Source organism: Paraburkholderia sp. FW306-02-B (assembly GCF_058782725.1).
Genome location: NZ_JBYSXZ010000002.1, coordinates 257,114 through 271,141 on the forward strand (window position 1 = coordinate 257,114; position 14,028 = coordinate 271,141).

14 protein-coding genes are annotated in these 14,028 nt (G+C 62.0%); 10 read left to right on the forward strand and 4 right to left on the reverse strand.

All coding sequences use genetic code 11. The features are described 5' to 3' along the window. Window positions 1–16 precede the first annotated feature (16 nt). Window positions 17–949 carry a LysR family transcriptional regulator gene (locus tag AC3WOG_RS22055; protein ID WP_492580078.1) on the reverse strand — a complete coding sequence of 311 codons (933 nt, stop codon included), beginning with the start codon at window positions 947–949 and terminating at the stop codon, window positions 17–19. Between the two features lie 213 nt (window positions 950–1,162). Here AC3WOG_RS22055 and AC3WOG_RS22060 point away from each other — a divergent pair, with 213 nt between their 5' ends. Continuing rightward, window positions 1,163–1,828 (forward strand): SDR family NAD(P)-dependent oxidoreductase, encoded by a 666-nt coding sequence (locus AC3WOG_RS22060; protein WP_492580079.1) that lies wholly within the window; start codon window positions 1,163–1,165, stop codon window positions 1,826–1,828. Between the two features lie 306 nt (window positions 1,829–2,134). After that, window positions 2,135–2,803, forward strand: a complete 669-nt coding sequence (locus tag AC3WOG_RS22065) for an RraA family protein (protein WP_492580080.1) — start codon at window positions 2,135–2,137, stop codon at window positions 2,801–2,803. A 162-nt stretch (window positions 2,804–2,965) separates the two neighbouring features. Here AC3WOG_RS22065 and AC3WOG_RS22070 read toward each other — a convergent pair whose 3' ends face one another. From AC3WOG_RS22070 to AC3WOG_RS22080, 3 genes are all read right to left on the reverse strand, one after another. Further along, entirely contained in the window at window positions 2,966–4,000 is a 1,035-nt protein-coding gene (locus AC3WOG_RS22070; RefSeq protein WP_492580081.1) for an L-idonate 5-dehydrogenase, read from the reverse strand. 156 nt (window positions 4,001–4,156) lie between these two features. Next, window positions 4,157–5,266, reverse strand: a complete 1,110-nt coding sequence (locus tag AC3WOG_RS22075) for a porin (protein WP_492580082.1) — start codon at window positions 5,264–5,266, stop codon at window positions 4,157–4,159. Window positions 5,267–5,389: 123 nt separating this feature from the next. Beyond that, a complete protein-coding gene (locus AC3WOG_RS22080; protein ID WP_492580083.1) occupies window positions 5,390–6,598 on the reverse strand; it encodes an aspartate transaminase in 1,209 nt (402 codons plus the stop codon). Window positions 6,599–6,872: 274 nt separating this feature from the next. Here AC3WOG_RS22080 and nac point away from each other — a divergent pair, with 274 nt between their 5' ends. From nac to AC3WOG_RS22120, 8 genes are all read left to right on the forward strand, one after another. After that, entirely contained in the window at window positions 6,873–7,799 is a 927-nt protein-coding gene (nac, locus tag AC3WOG_RS22085) for a nitrogen assimilation transcriptional regulator NAC (protein ID WP_492580084.1), read from the forward strand. A 226-nt stretch (window positions 7,800–8,025) separates the two neighbouring features. Further along, on the forward strand, window positions 8,026–8,514 hold the full coding sequence (accB, locus tag AC3WOG_RS22090) for an acetyl-CoA carboxylase biotin carboxyl carrier protein (protein ID WP_492580085.1): 489 nt from the start codon (window positions 8,026–8,028) through the stop codon (window positions 8,512–8,514). Between the two features lie 6 nt (window positions 8,515–8,520). After that, a complete protein-coding gene (gene accC / locus AC3WOG_RS22095; protein ID WP_492580086.1) occupies window positions 8,521–9,873 on the forward strand; it encodes an acetyl-CoA carboxylase biotin carboxylase subunit in 1,353 nt (450 codons plus the stop codon). Window positions 9,874–9,956: 83 nt separating this feature from the next. Next, complete coding sequence (gene pxpB, locus AC3WOG_RS22100) at window positions 9,957–10,628, forward strand: 5-oxoprolinase subunit PxpB (RefSeq protein ID WP_492582402.1); 672 nt, start codon at window positions 9,957–9,959, stop codon at window positions 10,626–10,628. Beyond that, window positions 10,625–11,632 (forward strand): 5-oxoprolinase subunit C family protein, encoded by a 1,008-nt coding sequence (locus AC3WOG_RS22105; protein WP_492580087.1) that lies wholly within the window; start codon window positions 10,625–10,627, stop codon window positions 11,630–11,632. The genes pxpB and AC3WOG_RS22105 overlap by 4 nt, the downstream gene beginning before the upstream one ends. A gap of 3 nt (window positions 11,633–11,635) precedes the next feature. Beyond that, window positions 11,636–12,103: a biotin/lipoyl-containing protein gene (locus AC3WOG_RS22110; RefSeq protein ID WP_492580088.1), complete on the forward strand. Its 468-nt coding sequence runs from the start codon at window positions 11,636–11,638 to the stop codon at window positions 12,101–12,103. 84 nt (window positions 12,104–12,187) lie between these two features. After that, a complete protein-coding gene (locus AC3WOG_RS22115; RefSeq protein ID WP_492580089.1) occupies window positions 12,188–12,955 on the forward strand; it encodes a LamB/YcsF family protein in 768 nt (255 codons plus the stop codon). Between the two features lie 145 nt (window positions 12,956–13,100). Then, a complete protein-coding gene (locus AC3WOG_RS22120) occupies window positions 13,101–13,859 on the forward strand; it encodes an SDR family oxidoreductase (protein ID WP_341317691.1) in 759 nt (252 codons plus the stop codon). Window positions 13,860–14,028 lie beyond the last annotated feature (169 nt).

The window sequence follows — 14,028 nt, forward strand, 5'->3', positions numbered from 1 at the left end:
CGGAGGTTGGCATCCGCTACGTCTTCGCGCTGCGCTCGCTCTTCGCGGTCGATTCATTGCTCGCAAACAGTGCGGCGAGCCAGTCGATGAACACGCGAACCTTCGTGCTCAGGTGCCGGTTTGGCGGATACGCGACGAAAACGGGAACGGGATCCGATACCCAGTCGTTCAGGACGGCTTCGAGCGCGCCGCTTCGAAGGTGTGTAGTGGCGGAAAACGTCAACGCGTGTACGACACCGAGACCGGCCAGGCTCATGGTCAGGCACGCCATGATGTCGTTCGAGGTGAGTCCGCGCCGATTCTGCACGTCCACGCGTTCACGATCTTTCGTTACCACAATCGGAAAGGGGCGGTTGGTTCGCGAAGCGATGGTTCGGATGACGACATGGCCATGCTCGAGGTCCGACGGATGCGAAGGCCGCCCGTGCTTGTCCCAGTACGCAGGCGTCGCACACAGAATCTGCTTGACGGCGCCGATCTGTCGCGCCGCGAGCGATTGATCGAAGATCTCCCCCGCGCGCACGACGCAGTCGACGTTCTCTGCAATGAGGTCGACCGGGCGGTCGCTGAGTCCAAATTCGAACTCGATGTCCGGATAACGCTCGACGAACGCCGGTAACGCGGGAAGGATCACGGACAGACCCAACGGCACAGGCAGATCGGCACGCAGGCGTCCTCGAGGGTTGCTCTTCGCACGCGACATCGAGCCCTCGAGCTCCGCGAGATCGCTCATCAACTGCAGCGCGTGCTCGTAGTACGCGGCGCCATCCGCTGTCGTCGACACCTTGCGCGTCGTCCGGTTGAGCAGCTTCGTGCCCAATTCGACTTCGAGCGACGCGATCAGACGGCTGACAGCCGTCTTGGGTAAATCGAGCATCTGCGCAGCTTTCGTGGAGGTCCCGCTCTCGACCACTCGAATGAACGCCTGCATGGCCTGAAACTTGTCCACGATCCGACTCCTCGCTTTCCCACTCGGTCTGCATTGTTTCACAGAAGAAACAATGTGGCATCGTAGCAGCGGTTTATCCCTTTGCACGCGCTCGGTATCGTTCACCCATCGCAATCGTTGACGAACTTAAACGGCGCTTCGATTGGACCAGGCAGGTCACTCGTGCCGCTTTCACGGCTGCGCCGATGTTCATTTCGTAAAGGGAAAATAGCTATGTCCATCACTGCAGAAACGCATGTCGCGGACCGCCCGAAGGCGGTGGTCATCGGAGTGGGGCCGGAGCACGGGCTCGGCGCCGGTCTGTCTCGCCGATTCGCAGCAGAGGGTCGTCACGTCATCGTCGCAGGGCGCACCGAAGCGAAGATCGAACGGGTCCGCGAGAGCATTGTCGAGTCAGGTGGCTCGGCGAGCATATTCGTCATGGATGTGACGCGCGAAGCGGATGTGATCCGGTTGTTCGACGTCGCGATGCGGGCAGACGAAAATGGCAGCAGCGCCGACCTCGTCGCATACAACGCGGGAAACAACCAACCTCTGGACCTGCGCACGATGGAAGCGGAGGTCTTCGAATCGTTCTGGCGGCTGAATTGTTTTGGCGGGTTCCTCGTGGGTCGCGAGGCCGCGCGGCGCTTTGCGCCCCTCGGCCGCGGTTCGATTCTTTTCTTACGAGGCAGAGTGCCGGCCGACTACGGTCGTCCGTACAGTCTCTTGATTGTCCACAACGGGTCGAACTGCGACCGATCACGATATTTTCGAAGAAACAGCCGCCACTGGGCGTTGTTCGGGGTTGACGAAGCGACGCCTCTGCGGCAACTCCCCTTGCACTCAACGTGTCCTCGTTATCCGTCCGCCGGAAACGGGACGCCCGCGGTGGTCTGACTTCTAAAAATCAGGTTACATAAGCGTTTCCTATCGTGCAAGAACGAACCCGTCTTGGCGTTATTCGCAGGGGCGATATACCGTTATATCCGTGCTACAGCGGCTGCACGGAAGCCAATGAAGCGTGCTCGGGCAATCACGATAGTTCAGGCGGCAGGACAACCAGTAAGCGTCCACATGTCGACAGGCGCAAATCGGTTCCCGTCCTCGAACTGATGTGATGTTTCCGGATGAGCCCTTCGTTTTGCCTCCTCGGTCCTAACCTGCAAGAGCGGTTCCCCTTACATCCGGAAGCGAAGACTGACCATGTACAAAGCCATCAGGAAAAACCCTTCGGCGCCTCAAGCTGCCGACAAGATTCTTACCGCATTGCGTGATATTCCCGTATCTGCTCTCAGCGACAACATGCATCGCAACATCGGCAGCGTAGGACTCCATCCCTATCAGCGACCCGGCAAGAAGACGATGGCCGGCACCGCGGTTACGGTGCGCTCGCGAGGCGGCGACAATCTGACTTACCTGCGCGCCCTGGAGTTTTGCCGTCCCGGTGACGTGCTGGTGGTGGATGCGGGGGGCGACCTCAACAACGCCGTGGTCGGTGGCATTCTGTCTTTCTACGCGGCCGGCGTCGGCGTGGTCGGATTGGTGGTCGATGGCGCAATCCGCGATGTCGCGGAAATCCGCGATCGGGATTTTCCCGTTTACGCACGTGGCGTCACGCACCGGGGGCCGTATAAGGACGGTCCGGGCGAGATCAACGTGCCGGTATCGGTCGGCGGAATGGTGGTCAATCCGGGCGACATCGTTGTCGGCGATCAGGACGGCTTGCTGGCTATTCCGCAGGACGATGCCGAACATGTCATTGAAAAGGCGCTAGCCGTTCTGGAAGCAGAGGCCGAAACCATGCGTGCGATGAAGGAGGGCCGTTGGAACCGCGCGTTTATCGATGCACTCGAAGCGCGCTGCAACAACTGAGCAAGGCGCAGCGAGAAGTTCAAAAGGCCGACGTCTGCATCTCGACGTCGGCCCGTTTTTTTCTGGCCCGTGGCGATGATGGCGGCGAGCCTGGTTTGCTCGTCAGTCTGTCCGACGACGATCGCGGCATGCTGCGCGACAGTCGCCGCCCGGCGCACACGTTCAATCGAAAGTCACCAGCACCTTCATCGATCTGGAACGATCGCCGGCGGTCTGGAATGCCTTGACCGAATCCTGATACGGGAAAATGCCGGATATTAACGGCTTCACGTCGATCAGCCCTTTGTTCAGCAGTTCAACGGCCACGGCGAACTCTTCGTGGAAGCGGAACGCGCCGCGCAGATCGAATTCCTTGGCGACAATCACGTTAATCGGCAAGGTAATGTCTCCACCGAGTCCGACCTGGACGATCACGCCGCGTGGTTTGAGTACGTCGAATGCGCCGCGCAGTGCCGCTGCGTTGCCGCTCGCCTCGAACAGCACGTCGAAGCTGCCCTTGCCGGCGGTAAACGGCGTGAGCGCATCCGGTGTCTCGGCGATGTTGAGCGCAAGGTCTGCTCCGACCTTTTTCGCGCTGTCGAGCGGCAGCGTATTCACATCGGTGACGACGATCGTGGCCGCGCCGGCTCTGCGCGCAGCGGCCACGATCAACGCGCCGATCGGTCCGCATCCGGTCACGAGCACACGCTTGCCGAGCAGCGGACCCGCGCGTCGCACGGCATGAAGCGCGACAGAGAGCGGCTCGGCCATCGCGGCTTCCGCATCGCTCAGGGAGTCCGCCACGACGTGCGCCTGTGAACGGTCGATCACCATCTCCTGGCGAAATGCGCCTTGCACGTGCGGCGTGCGCATCGCGCTGCCGTAGTAGCGCATATCCAGGCAATGATTCTGCAGCCCTTGCTGACAGTATTGGCACAGACCACATGGCCGGCTAGGGCTGATGGCGATCCGGGTGCCGGCTGGCATATCCGTCACGCCAGGTCCCACACGCGAGACGGCGCCGGAAACTTCGTGGCCGAGCACCATGGGCTCCTTGATGCGAACAGTGCCGAAACCGCCATGATTGAAGTAGTGAAGATCGGAGCCGCAGATACCGCCGGCCCGAACCCGCACGAGCAACTGGTTTGCTTCCGGTTCAGGTGTGGGAACGTCCTCGATGCGCAAATCCAGTGGTGCGTGAATGACAAGTGCGTGCATGGTAAGTGCCTATAACGGTGAATGCGGGATCAGCACGCTATACATTAGCGGCGAAAGACCCAGTCGACAAAGACCGATGTTGTCTGGGCCGATAGTCGCCGCTTATGGATGCTCACTTATCGGGCAACGCCGAACGGTCACGGGGTGCCATAGACGTTAGAACTTGTGACGCAGACCGATTGCCGCTTCGAACACCGAGTTGTAGCCGTAAAACGGCTGGTTTGAACCGGAGGCCGCGGCGAGGGTCGTCCATGCGCCAGTGAGGTGGTTGTAGTCCACGCCCACATAGACATCCGTGCGCTTGCTCAGGAAGTAGTCGAGCGTTGGGCCGCCGGTGATGCGCGTGCCGCTCCGGCCGGCATGGTGGACGAAGTCGATGTAGAACGGCAGGTCGAGAACGAGCGCCGGCGTGATGTAGTACTGGACCGCGGTCGAGAAGGAGTCGTTGCGGTAATCGGCGGGATAGACGTGGCTGTAGATATACGAGCCGAACACCTTCGCCGCGCCGAATTTATAGGTTGCGCCCGCGGTGAAGATCTTTTGTGAGCTGTCCGGAATTGTCACGCCGAAGTAGGTGCTGCCGTAGGCGCTTGTCGAAGGCGTCAGGCCACCGATGTCGTTGACGACCTGATACGCCGCGCCGACGCTCAACGGGCCGTTATCGTAGGAAAGACTGACGGCCGGCGACGAGTTCTGGTGAATGCTGCCCGCCGTCTGCCCGAACGTGTACGCGCCCTTGAGGGTGAAGCCGGCCAACGTTGGCGAGGTATAGCGCACGGTATTGTCCAGACGCCCACCGCCGGTCAATCCGGCGCCCTGGAAGCCGATGGTGCCGGTGTAATTGGCGAACGCGTAGATATCGTGCGTCCATCCCATTTCATGCACCAGCGTGTATTGACGTCCCATCGTCACTGTGCCGTACGGGCTTTTGAGTCCGACCATCGCGGTACGGCCGAACAGGCGGGCGGCACCGGACGGCGTGGATTGCTGTGTCACGCCGGTATTCGGTGTAAAGCCGCCTTCGAGTTGGAAAATCGCGGCCATGCCGCCGCCGAGATCCTCGGTTCCCTGCAGGCCCCAGCGGCTACCCTGAATCTCGCCGCCGCTGCCCATCGTGAAAAGCTTCCCGCCGGATTTGTTCTGGTGCGTATCGAAGCGCACGGCTTCGTCGATGATGCCGTATAGGGTCACGCTCGACTGCGCGTGCGCGATGCCTGAAATTGCCAGTCCAAATCCAGTTAGTATGCCTAATGTATGCTTTTTCACGAGTAGATCCCCTTGCAGATTGACGAAAAATGGAAAGCTCCAAACCGACTGCCGCGTCCTGTCGGCGCGGCATGTCTTTTTTACGAGGCGACGCCGCTGTGTATCAACGTTGTCGCCGTACTCTCAATTCAATGCGGCTACTGCGGCTGCGATCTTCCTGCAACCCTCATCGATGATCTCGATGCTCGTGGCGATCGACATCCGGAAGAACGGTGAGACGCCATAGGACGATCCGGCAACCAATGCAACTCCAGCGTGCTCGAGCAGGTACAGGACGACGTCGGCGTCGCCTTCGAGGCGCTTGCCTTGCGGCGTGGTGCGGCCGATCATGCCGCCGCAATTGACATACAGATAGAAGGCGCCGCCCGGCGTCTTGCAACTGATGCCTGGAATCGCATTGAGGGCTTCGAGCGCGTGGTCGCGGCGCGCCTTGTAGGTCTGCACGGATTGCTGCACAAACGTCTGGTCGCCGTTCAGCGCGGCCAGCGCCGCAGCCTGGCTGATCGAGCTGGCGTTGCTGGTGGACTGGGACTGGAGCGTGTCCATTGCCGCAATCAGGTCGGCGGGCCCGGCTGCGTAGCCGATGCGCCATCCGGTCATCGCGTAGGTCTTGGAGACGCCATTGACAACCAGGGTGCGCGAGCTGAGCGCGGGTTCAATAGAGAGCAGGTGCTGCGACGCCTCGCCTTCGAAGCGGATGTGCTCATAGATATCGTCCATCATCACCAGCACTTGCGGGTGACGCAGCAGCACATCCGCTAGCGCGCGCAATTCGCTGGTGTTATAGGTCGCGCCGGTCGGATTGGTCGGCGAATTGATGATCAGCCAGCGCGTGCGTGGCGTAATCGCCGCTTCGAGGGTGGCGGACGTCAGCTTGAAGCCGTCCTCCTCGGTGCAGGCCACGATGACCGGCACACCGTCACAGGCGAGTGCCATGTCGGGGTAGGACACCCAGTAAGGGGCGGGAATTAATACTTCATCGCCCGCTTCGACGGTGACAGCGAGCGCGTTGAAGATCGCGTGTTTGGCGCCGCACGTCACGATGATGTGCTTGGGATCGTACGAAAGACCGTTCTCACGATGCAGCTTCGCGGCGATGGCGGCACGCAGCGCTGGCGTGCCCGCTGTTGGCGTATAGCGTGTTTCGCCGCGCTCCATCGCCTCGAAGGCGGCTTGGCGAATATGCGCAGGCGTATCGAAATCAGGCTCGCCAACCACGAGGTTGACGATGGCTTTTCCTTGCCGCCGCAGTTCTGCGGCCCGGTCGGCCGCGGCACTGCTCGGCGAAGGTTTGATTCGCTGGACGCGGGCGGCGATGCGCGATGCACTCACACTTGACTCCTGAACGGCATTTGATGAGCCTTCACATTAAGGGCGCGGAAAAGTTCAAGCCAAGATGACTTTCCGCTGGTGCAATAACATCCACTTATGACGTGGCGGCACGCGTGGGCGTTCGGTTTCGCTGACCGAGGTCCATGAGGGAATACGCTGACCCGCGGTTTTTTCGCGTTGCCACGGTGCGAGAGAGGGTTTTTTTAAGCACTGTCCGTTGAGCGGCGCTTGCCCTATCATTGTTGCAATCCCTTAACGTTGAGACGCGACTACCGTGAACCTGCGGCGTTTGAAGTACTTCGTGAAGATTGTCGATATCGGCAGCCTGACTCAGGCCGCCGAAGTGCTTCATATCGCCCAGCCGGCGCTGAGCCAGCAGCTGATCACGCTCGAGGACGAGTTCCAGCAGCAACTGCTCGTGCGTACGAAGCGGGGCGTCACGGCCACGGAAGCGGGCGCCACGCTGTATCGCCACGCACAGTTGATCCTGCGCCAGTACGAACAGGCGCAGGCCGACGTGAAGAGTGCCGGCCAGACCCTGTCGGGCCAGGTCTCGGTGGGACTGGCGCCCGGCACCGGGGCGTCGGCACTGTCGTTGCCGCTATTGCGTACCGTACGTGCCCGGCACCCGGATATCCTGCTCTACATCAACGAGAACTTCGGCACGACGCTTAGCGAACTGATCATGAACGGGCGAATGGACATGGCCGTGCTGTATGGCGATAAGCCCGTACACGGCCTGTCGTTTCAGCTTCTGATGAACGAGGAATTGTTCCTGGTCGCACCGCGCAGCATGGGGATCACGCAGGAGCAGATCGGCGTGACTGAATTGCGCGATGTTCCGCTTCTGCTGCCGCGTCCGTACAACTATTTGCGCAAGTACGTCGACGAAGGATTCGCGCGCGTGCAGATGATCCCGAACGTGGTGGCCGAGATCGAATCGGCGTCGACGTTGTCGGCAGCGGTGAGCGCGGGGATCGGCGCGACCATTCTGCCGGACTCCACCGCGCGCGTGGTGGCGGCGGCGGGCGACATCGTGCAGTGTCGTATCGTTTCACCCGTCATCAAGATTCCGCTTTCGGTCTGTCTGTCCGATCACCTTCCTCTTTCCGAGCCCGCCGCGGCCGTCAAGGACATCCTGCTGGAGCTGGCGGGAGACCTTGCGCTCGACGTGCGCTCCGAGTCCGGCGCCGATACATAAGCGCGCCTTATCGCTACAAAGCCAAACCGTCTTGGCGCAATTTTTATGCGCCGGATACATTGAGTCCATCGTCGATCGCCCGGTTCGAAGGGAGCCGGAGCGACGAGGCTTGCCGTCACGCGGGCGAGACAACCGGATAGTGGTTCCGCTTGTCGTGCAGCAGCAGCAGCGGCGCTTCGCGCCCGCCAGTTTGCCGGCGAGCGTCTAACCGGCCACGGACTCAAAGATGGATCTCCAGAAGATTAAGGCGCTTATCGACCTGCTGGCGGAATCTCCGCTGGCCAAGCTCGAAGTCATCGAGGGCGAAGAAAGGGTCAAGCTTGTCAAGGCAAAGCGGCGAGGCAGCCGGGCTGGTGTGGCATCGGGCGATGAACGCGCTGCCTCGACGCCTGCCCCGGATGCCCAAGGGATTCAATCGCCGCTCGCCGAGCCGGCGCAATCCGTCGACGCAACCCGCGCAGCGCCCGCAACGGCAAGCGAGCTGCACCTCGTTCGTGCGCCTATGTTCGGCATCGTCCATCTGACACCGGCGCCTGGCGAGGCGCCGTTCGTGTGTGTCGGCGACACGATCGACGAAGGCCAGGTGCTGTGCACGATCGAAGCGATGAAGATGTTCAACGCGATCGAGTCTGAATTCGGCGGCGCCGTCCGGGAGATTCTTGTCGCTCCGGGCAGCGAAGTGGAATCCGGGCAACCGCTCTTTCGAATCGGCTGAGCGACCATGTTCAACAAGGTACTGATCGCCAATCGTGGCGAGATTGCGCTGCGAATCCAGCGCGCCTGCCGTGAACTGGGCCTCAAAACCGTGGCGGTCCATTCCGAAGCGGACGCCGATGCGCGTCACGTGCGGCTCGCGGACGAGGCGCTGTGTATTGGGCCCGCTGCGCCTGGCGAAAGCTATCTGAACCGGGCCGCGATCCTGTTCGCCGCGCACGTCAGCGGCGCGCAGGCGATTCATCCCGGTTACGGCTTTCTGTCGGAAAACGCGGAATTCGCCACGCAGGTCGAGGCGGCGGGCCTGGCCTTTATCGGCCCCGAATCCCATTCCATCCGGACGATGGGCGACAAGGTGGCCGCCAAACGGACCATGCGCGCGGCCGGCGTGCCATGTGTTCCGGGCCCGGACGGCGGTCTGCCGGATGACCCGGCCGAGATCTTGCGGGTCGCGGAGGAGATCGGCTTTCCGGTCATCGTCAAGGCGGCGGGTGGCGGAGGCGGCCGTGGCATGCGAGTGGTGCCGGGGCCCGAACAACTGCTCGAGGCGGTGTCGGTGACGCGCGAGGAAGCACGCCGTGCTTTCGGCAAGCCCGAACTCTATGTCGAGAAGTTTCTCGAGCATCCGCGTCACGTCGAAATTCAGGTCTTGTGCGACACGCACGGCAATGCCTTGTGGCTAGGTTCGCGCGACTGTTCGCTGCAACGGCGCCATCAGAAGGTGCTGGAAGAGGCCCCCGCGCCCGGCATCGACCCGGAACTGATCCGGCAAGTGGGCGAACGCTGCGCCGAGGCCTGCCGGCAGACGAATTACCGCGGAGCGGGTACCTTCGAATTTCTCTTCGAGGATGGCGAGTTCTACTTCATCGAAATGAACACGCGGTTGCAGGTCGAGCATCCCGTGACGGAGATGACGTCGGGTATCGACATCGTGCGGGAGCAGATTCGTATCGCCCAAGGGCACGCGTTGACCATTCGTCAGTCGGACATCCGCACGCTGGGCCATTCTCTGGAATGCCGGATCAACGCCGAAGACCCGTTCTCATTCGTTCCGTGCCCGGGGAAGATTTCCGTTTGGGAACTGCCGGGCGGCAACGGCGTACGGGTGGACTCGCACGTGAGCGGCGGCGTTGTCGTGCCGCCGTATTACGACTCGCTGATCGCCAAGGTGATCACACACGGCGCCACCCGCGATGAGGCCGTGGCGCGCATGCGCGTCGCACTCTCGGAGATGCGGGTCGAAGGCATTCGCACCAACGTGCCATTGCATCAGGCGATGCTCGAGGACGAGGGATTTCGCGCGGGCGGGGTCGATATTCATCATCTGGAGCGCTGGCTCGCAAAGAGGAAACAGACATGACGCTGATCGTTGAGCATGCGTCGATCGCGCACACGGACGCAGCCGGGGGGTTACGGCCGGATTCACGGAGCACCGCCCTTGCAATGAAACAGGACGAATCGGAGCCGTCGCTTTGCATCAGCATGCTGGGTACGACGGCGATGCTGTTCGAAGCCCCTGGCGCGCTCGATCTGCGTGCGCAGCGTCGCATCTGGACGCTTGCCCGCGAGGTCGAATCATGGCCGGGCGTGCGCGAAGCGGTACCGGGCGTAACCAATCTGATGCTGACGTTTTCCACGCCGCCCGCGGATCCGGACTCGCTGGGCGCTGCTTTGCGCGACGCGTGGGCTGCGGCGAACGAGTTGCAGATAGAAGGGAAGGTGGTGGAGTTGCCGGTGGAATATGGCGGCGAATTCGGGCCGCATCTGCAGGACGTCGTGAACCACACCAGGCTGTCTGTCGATGAGGTCGTGCAATTGCACTGCGCGCCGCTATACACCGTCTATGCGCTCGGCAGCCATCCTGGGTATTGCTATCTCGGCGGAATGGACCCGCGTATCGCCACGCCGCGGCGCAAGGTTCCGGTGCTGGGGCTGCCCGGCGGCGCGGTGTCGATCGGCGGGGTGCAAACGGGCGTATCGGCATCGGCGGGTCCGAGCGGCTGGAACACCATCGGCCACACGTCGATGTCGTTCTTCGATCCGGCGCGTGAGAACCCGGCTACGCTCGCGCCCGGCGACATGATCCGGTTTCGCGTCGAGAGGATCGTTCCATGATCGAGATATTGTCTTCGTCCGCGCTGGCAACGGTGCAGGATCAGGGGCGCGAAGGCTATCTGCGCTACGGCGTCGGAACGGCCGGAGCGATGGACCGGCTGGCGCTCGCGGTCGGCAATCTGTTGCTCGGTAACCCGGACGACGCGGCCGGCATCGAGATTCCGATGTTTCCCTTCCGCATCCGCTTCCTCGAAGACCTTGCGTTCGCCATCACCGGCGCCGACTGCGCCGCGCGGCTGGGCGAGCGGCCCGTGCTGCCATGGTGGACGGTGCACGCGAAACAGGGGGACGTACTGACGATCGGCGTGCCGACCAGCGGCACGCGCTGCTATCTGTCGCTCGCGGGCGGCGTGGACGTGCCGGTCGTGCTGGGCTCGCGCAGCACGCAGCTGCGAGGCCAGTTCGGTGGCTACAACGGCCGTCAGTTGCAAAAGGGTGACGTGCTGAAGGCAGTGGGCTTCGCCGACCGTGCCGCGCCGGAAGATCCCATGCACGCGGCGGGGTTCGGAACCGTGCCGCCCGAGTACGCGTTGCCGGCGCCGTTATCCAGTCCCGCGGCCGACGCCGGGGAAACCGTGGTGCGCGTGCTGCCCGCAGCGGAATACAACTGCTACCAGCCGGAATCGCTTGAAGCGTTCTGGCGTGAAGGGTGGAAAGTCACCCCGCAGAGCGATCGGTATGGATATCGCCTCGCCGGTCCGACATTGAATGCGACACATGCGATTGAAAAGCGCTCGCACGGGATCGTACCGGGCGTGATCCAGGTGCCGCATAGCGGACAGCCGATCATTCAGCTACGGGATGCGCAGCCGTCGGGTGGCTATCCGAAGATCGGCACCGTGATCGAAGCGGATTTGTGGCGGCTCGCGCAGGCGCGCATTGGTACGAAGATTCGCTTTGTCCAGACGACGTACTCAGAAGCCGTCGCAGCACTGGAAGAACTGGACGGCTATCTCCTGAAGGTGCGCAATCTCGTTGGGCTCTTTTGTCCTTCCAGACATTGAAACATGACACAAAAAATCGAAGTGGATATCGGCGAGCTGCGGCAAATCACGTCGTGGCTGGCAGCGGCCGATATCGAGTTCATCGAAATCAGAAAACCCGGGGCGACGATTCGGTTGACGATGGAGCAGGAGTCTTATGCCGTTAGCAGGAGCGCATCGGCGCAACCGCCTGCGCCCGTCGCTGCCGCTGGACGAGTGAGCGTTCCGGAAACTTCGTTGCGCAAGCAGGCCGTCAGCGTCTGCGCGAAGTCGGCAGGCATCTTTCTGGCAATGCATCCGGCACGTTCAACGCCGCTGACTGGTGCGGGCGCTCACGTCAAACGGGGTGACGTAGTCGGCTTGCTACAGATCGCGCAGCTGTGTGTGCCAGTGGTCGCGTCAGCGGAGGGCGTGGTCGTGCAGCTGCTCGTCGCGCATGGAACGACAGTCGGTTACGGAACGCCATTGCTCGAGCTTTCGCCATCGGCGTAGACGCGCATCGATAGACAGAAGCTGAACTGGGTGGTCCGCTACGGATCGCCTGGTACAGACAGATCAAAGTACGGAGAGTGGATTGTGGAAATCGACCTGAACGCGGACCTTGGCGAAGGTTTTGGGCCCTACCGTATGGGCGAGGACGAAGCGATGCTCGATATCGTGTCGTCCGCCAATGTGGCGTGCGGCTATCACGCGGGCGACCCGGTCATCATGGACAAGACGGTGCGGATGGCGTTGGCGCGCGAGATCGACGTCGGCGCGCACGTCGGTTTTCCCGACCTGATGGGTTTCGGCCGGCGGCAGATTCAGGCCGATCCGCTGGAACTGGCGAATTACGTGGTGTATCAGATGGGCGCGCTCGCCGGCATTGCGAAAGCGGCGGGACATCGCGTCACGCACATGAGCTTTCATGGCGCGCTAGGCAATATGGCGGCCGCATCTTATGAACTGGCTGAGCCGCTGGTGCGCGCGGTGGCCGAATTCGATCGCGATCTGATCATCAGCGTCTCGACGAACACCGAAATTGAACGAGCCGCCGATCACGTCGGGATTCGCACGGCAAACACGTTTCTCGCCGACCGGGCCTACGACGATCAGGGCGCGCTCGTGTCGCGCAAGCTGGACGGTGCCGTCATCAAGGACCGCTCAGCCGTCCTTGCGCGTGTCAAGGAGCTGCTGGAAGAAGGCACGATCATGACGATCGCGGGCAACAAGCTCAAGCTCGCGGTCCAGTCGATCCTGCTGCACGGCGATACACCCGGCGCTGTCGAACTCGCCCGTACGGTGCGCGGCGTGATCGAATCGGCGGGCGGCCGGGTCGTGCCGGTATCGAAGCTCGTACGCTAGGCGGCGCACCGGCCAGGCATAAGCCAACCTTATCGCTACAAAATCAATCCGTCTTTGCCGCGCGTTTGCACGGCGTATACATTGAAAGCAGGCTTTTCACTCGCCTCCAGGGGCGACATTTCAGAACTACAGATAGAGGTCATTCATGCCGTTTTCAGACTATAAGACCGCGCTGGTGACGGGCGCTTCGACCGGGATGGGCGCTGCGATCGTCGAGCGCTTCTGCCGTGAAGGACTCGAAGTGCATGCGCTCGCGCGCAACGCCGATCGTCTGAATGAGCTGGCCGAGCGAACCGGCTGCATCCCGCACGCGATCGACGTGTGCGATCTGGCGGCGGTGACGAAGCTGACGCAGGAAGTGCCGTTCGATATCGTCGTCAATAACGCCGGCGTATCGCGCAAAGGCTCGATTCTGGACGCCGGTGTCGAGGACATCGACGTGCAGGTGGAAGTGAACCTGCAAGCCGTTCTCCATCTCGTGCGGCTCACCATGCCGGGCATGGTTGCCCGGGATCGCGGTCACATCGTCAACATCAGTTCGATCGCGGCGATCTACAACTTCAACGGCAACTCCATCTATCACGCGACGAAGGCTGGGATCCATGCGCTGTCGCGCCAGTTGCGCGTCGATGCGACCGGCAAGCGCGTACGCGTGACGGAAATCTGTCCGGGCCGTGTCGCCACCGATATCTTTGGCCATGTGCACGGCGATATCGAGGAGGCACGCAAGAAATTTATCGACGGCTTCGAGTTGCCGCAGCCGTCCGATATCGCCGATGCCATTGCTTTTGCGATCGCCGCACCGCTGGCGGTCAACATCAGCAATATGGAAATCCTGCCGACTTTGCAGGTGCCGGGCGGACTGACGACGATTAAACGCGAGCCGGCCGATCACGACGAGTAAGCGCAAGTTTGTCTTCGAATCTTGCCGCACCGGCAGACCGACTGCCTGCTTGAGCGGCCCGCACGCGGGCTTGGGCGAGCGGTGATCCGTCCGGCAATCCGGTGCTGTCGATCGCCTTCGATGTCATATCCCCGCGCGAACATCACCCGAACCCAACAAGGAGGTTTTT

Coding starts and splice junctions, on each gene's coding strand:
- accC (WP_492580086.1), top strand. CDS start 8,521: ATGTTCAACAAGGTACTGATCGCCAATCGTGGCGAGATTGCGCTGCGA.
- AC3WOG_RS22070 (WP_492580081.1), bottom strand. CDS start 4,000: ATGCACGCACTTGTCATTCACGCACCACTGGATTTGCGCATCGAGGAC.
- accB (WP_492580085.1), top strand. CDS start 8,026: ATGGATCTCCAGAAGATTAAGGCGCTTATCGACCTGCTGGCGGAATCT.
- AC3WOG_RS22065 (WP_492580080.1), top strand. CDS start 2,135: ATGTACAAAGCCATCAGGAAAAACCCTTCGGCGCCTCAAGCTGCCGAC.
- AC3WOG_RS22120 (WP_341317691.1), top strand. CDS start 13,101: ATGCCGTTTTCAGACTATAAGACCGCGCTGGTGACGGGCGCTTCGACC.
- AC3WOG_RS22060 (WP_492580079.1), top strand. CDS start 1,163: ATGTCCATCACTGCAGAAACGCATGTCGCGGACCGCCCGAAGGCGGTG.
- AC3WOG_RS22105 (WP_492580087.1), top strand. CDS start 10,625: ATGATCGAGATATTGTCTTCGTCCGCGCTGGCAACGGTGCAGGATCAG.
- AC3WOG_RS22110 (WP_492580088.1), top strand. CDS start 11,636: ATGACACAAAAAATCGAAGTGGATATCGGCGAGCTGCGGCAAATCACG.
- pxpB (WP_492582402.1), top strand. CDS start 9,957: ATGAAACAGGACGAATCGGAGCCGTCGCTTTGCATCAGCATGCTGGGT.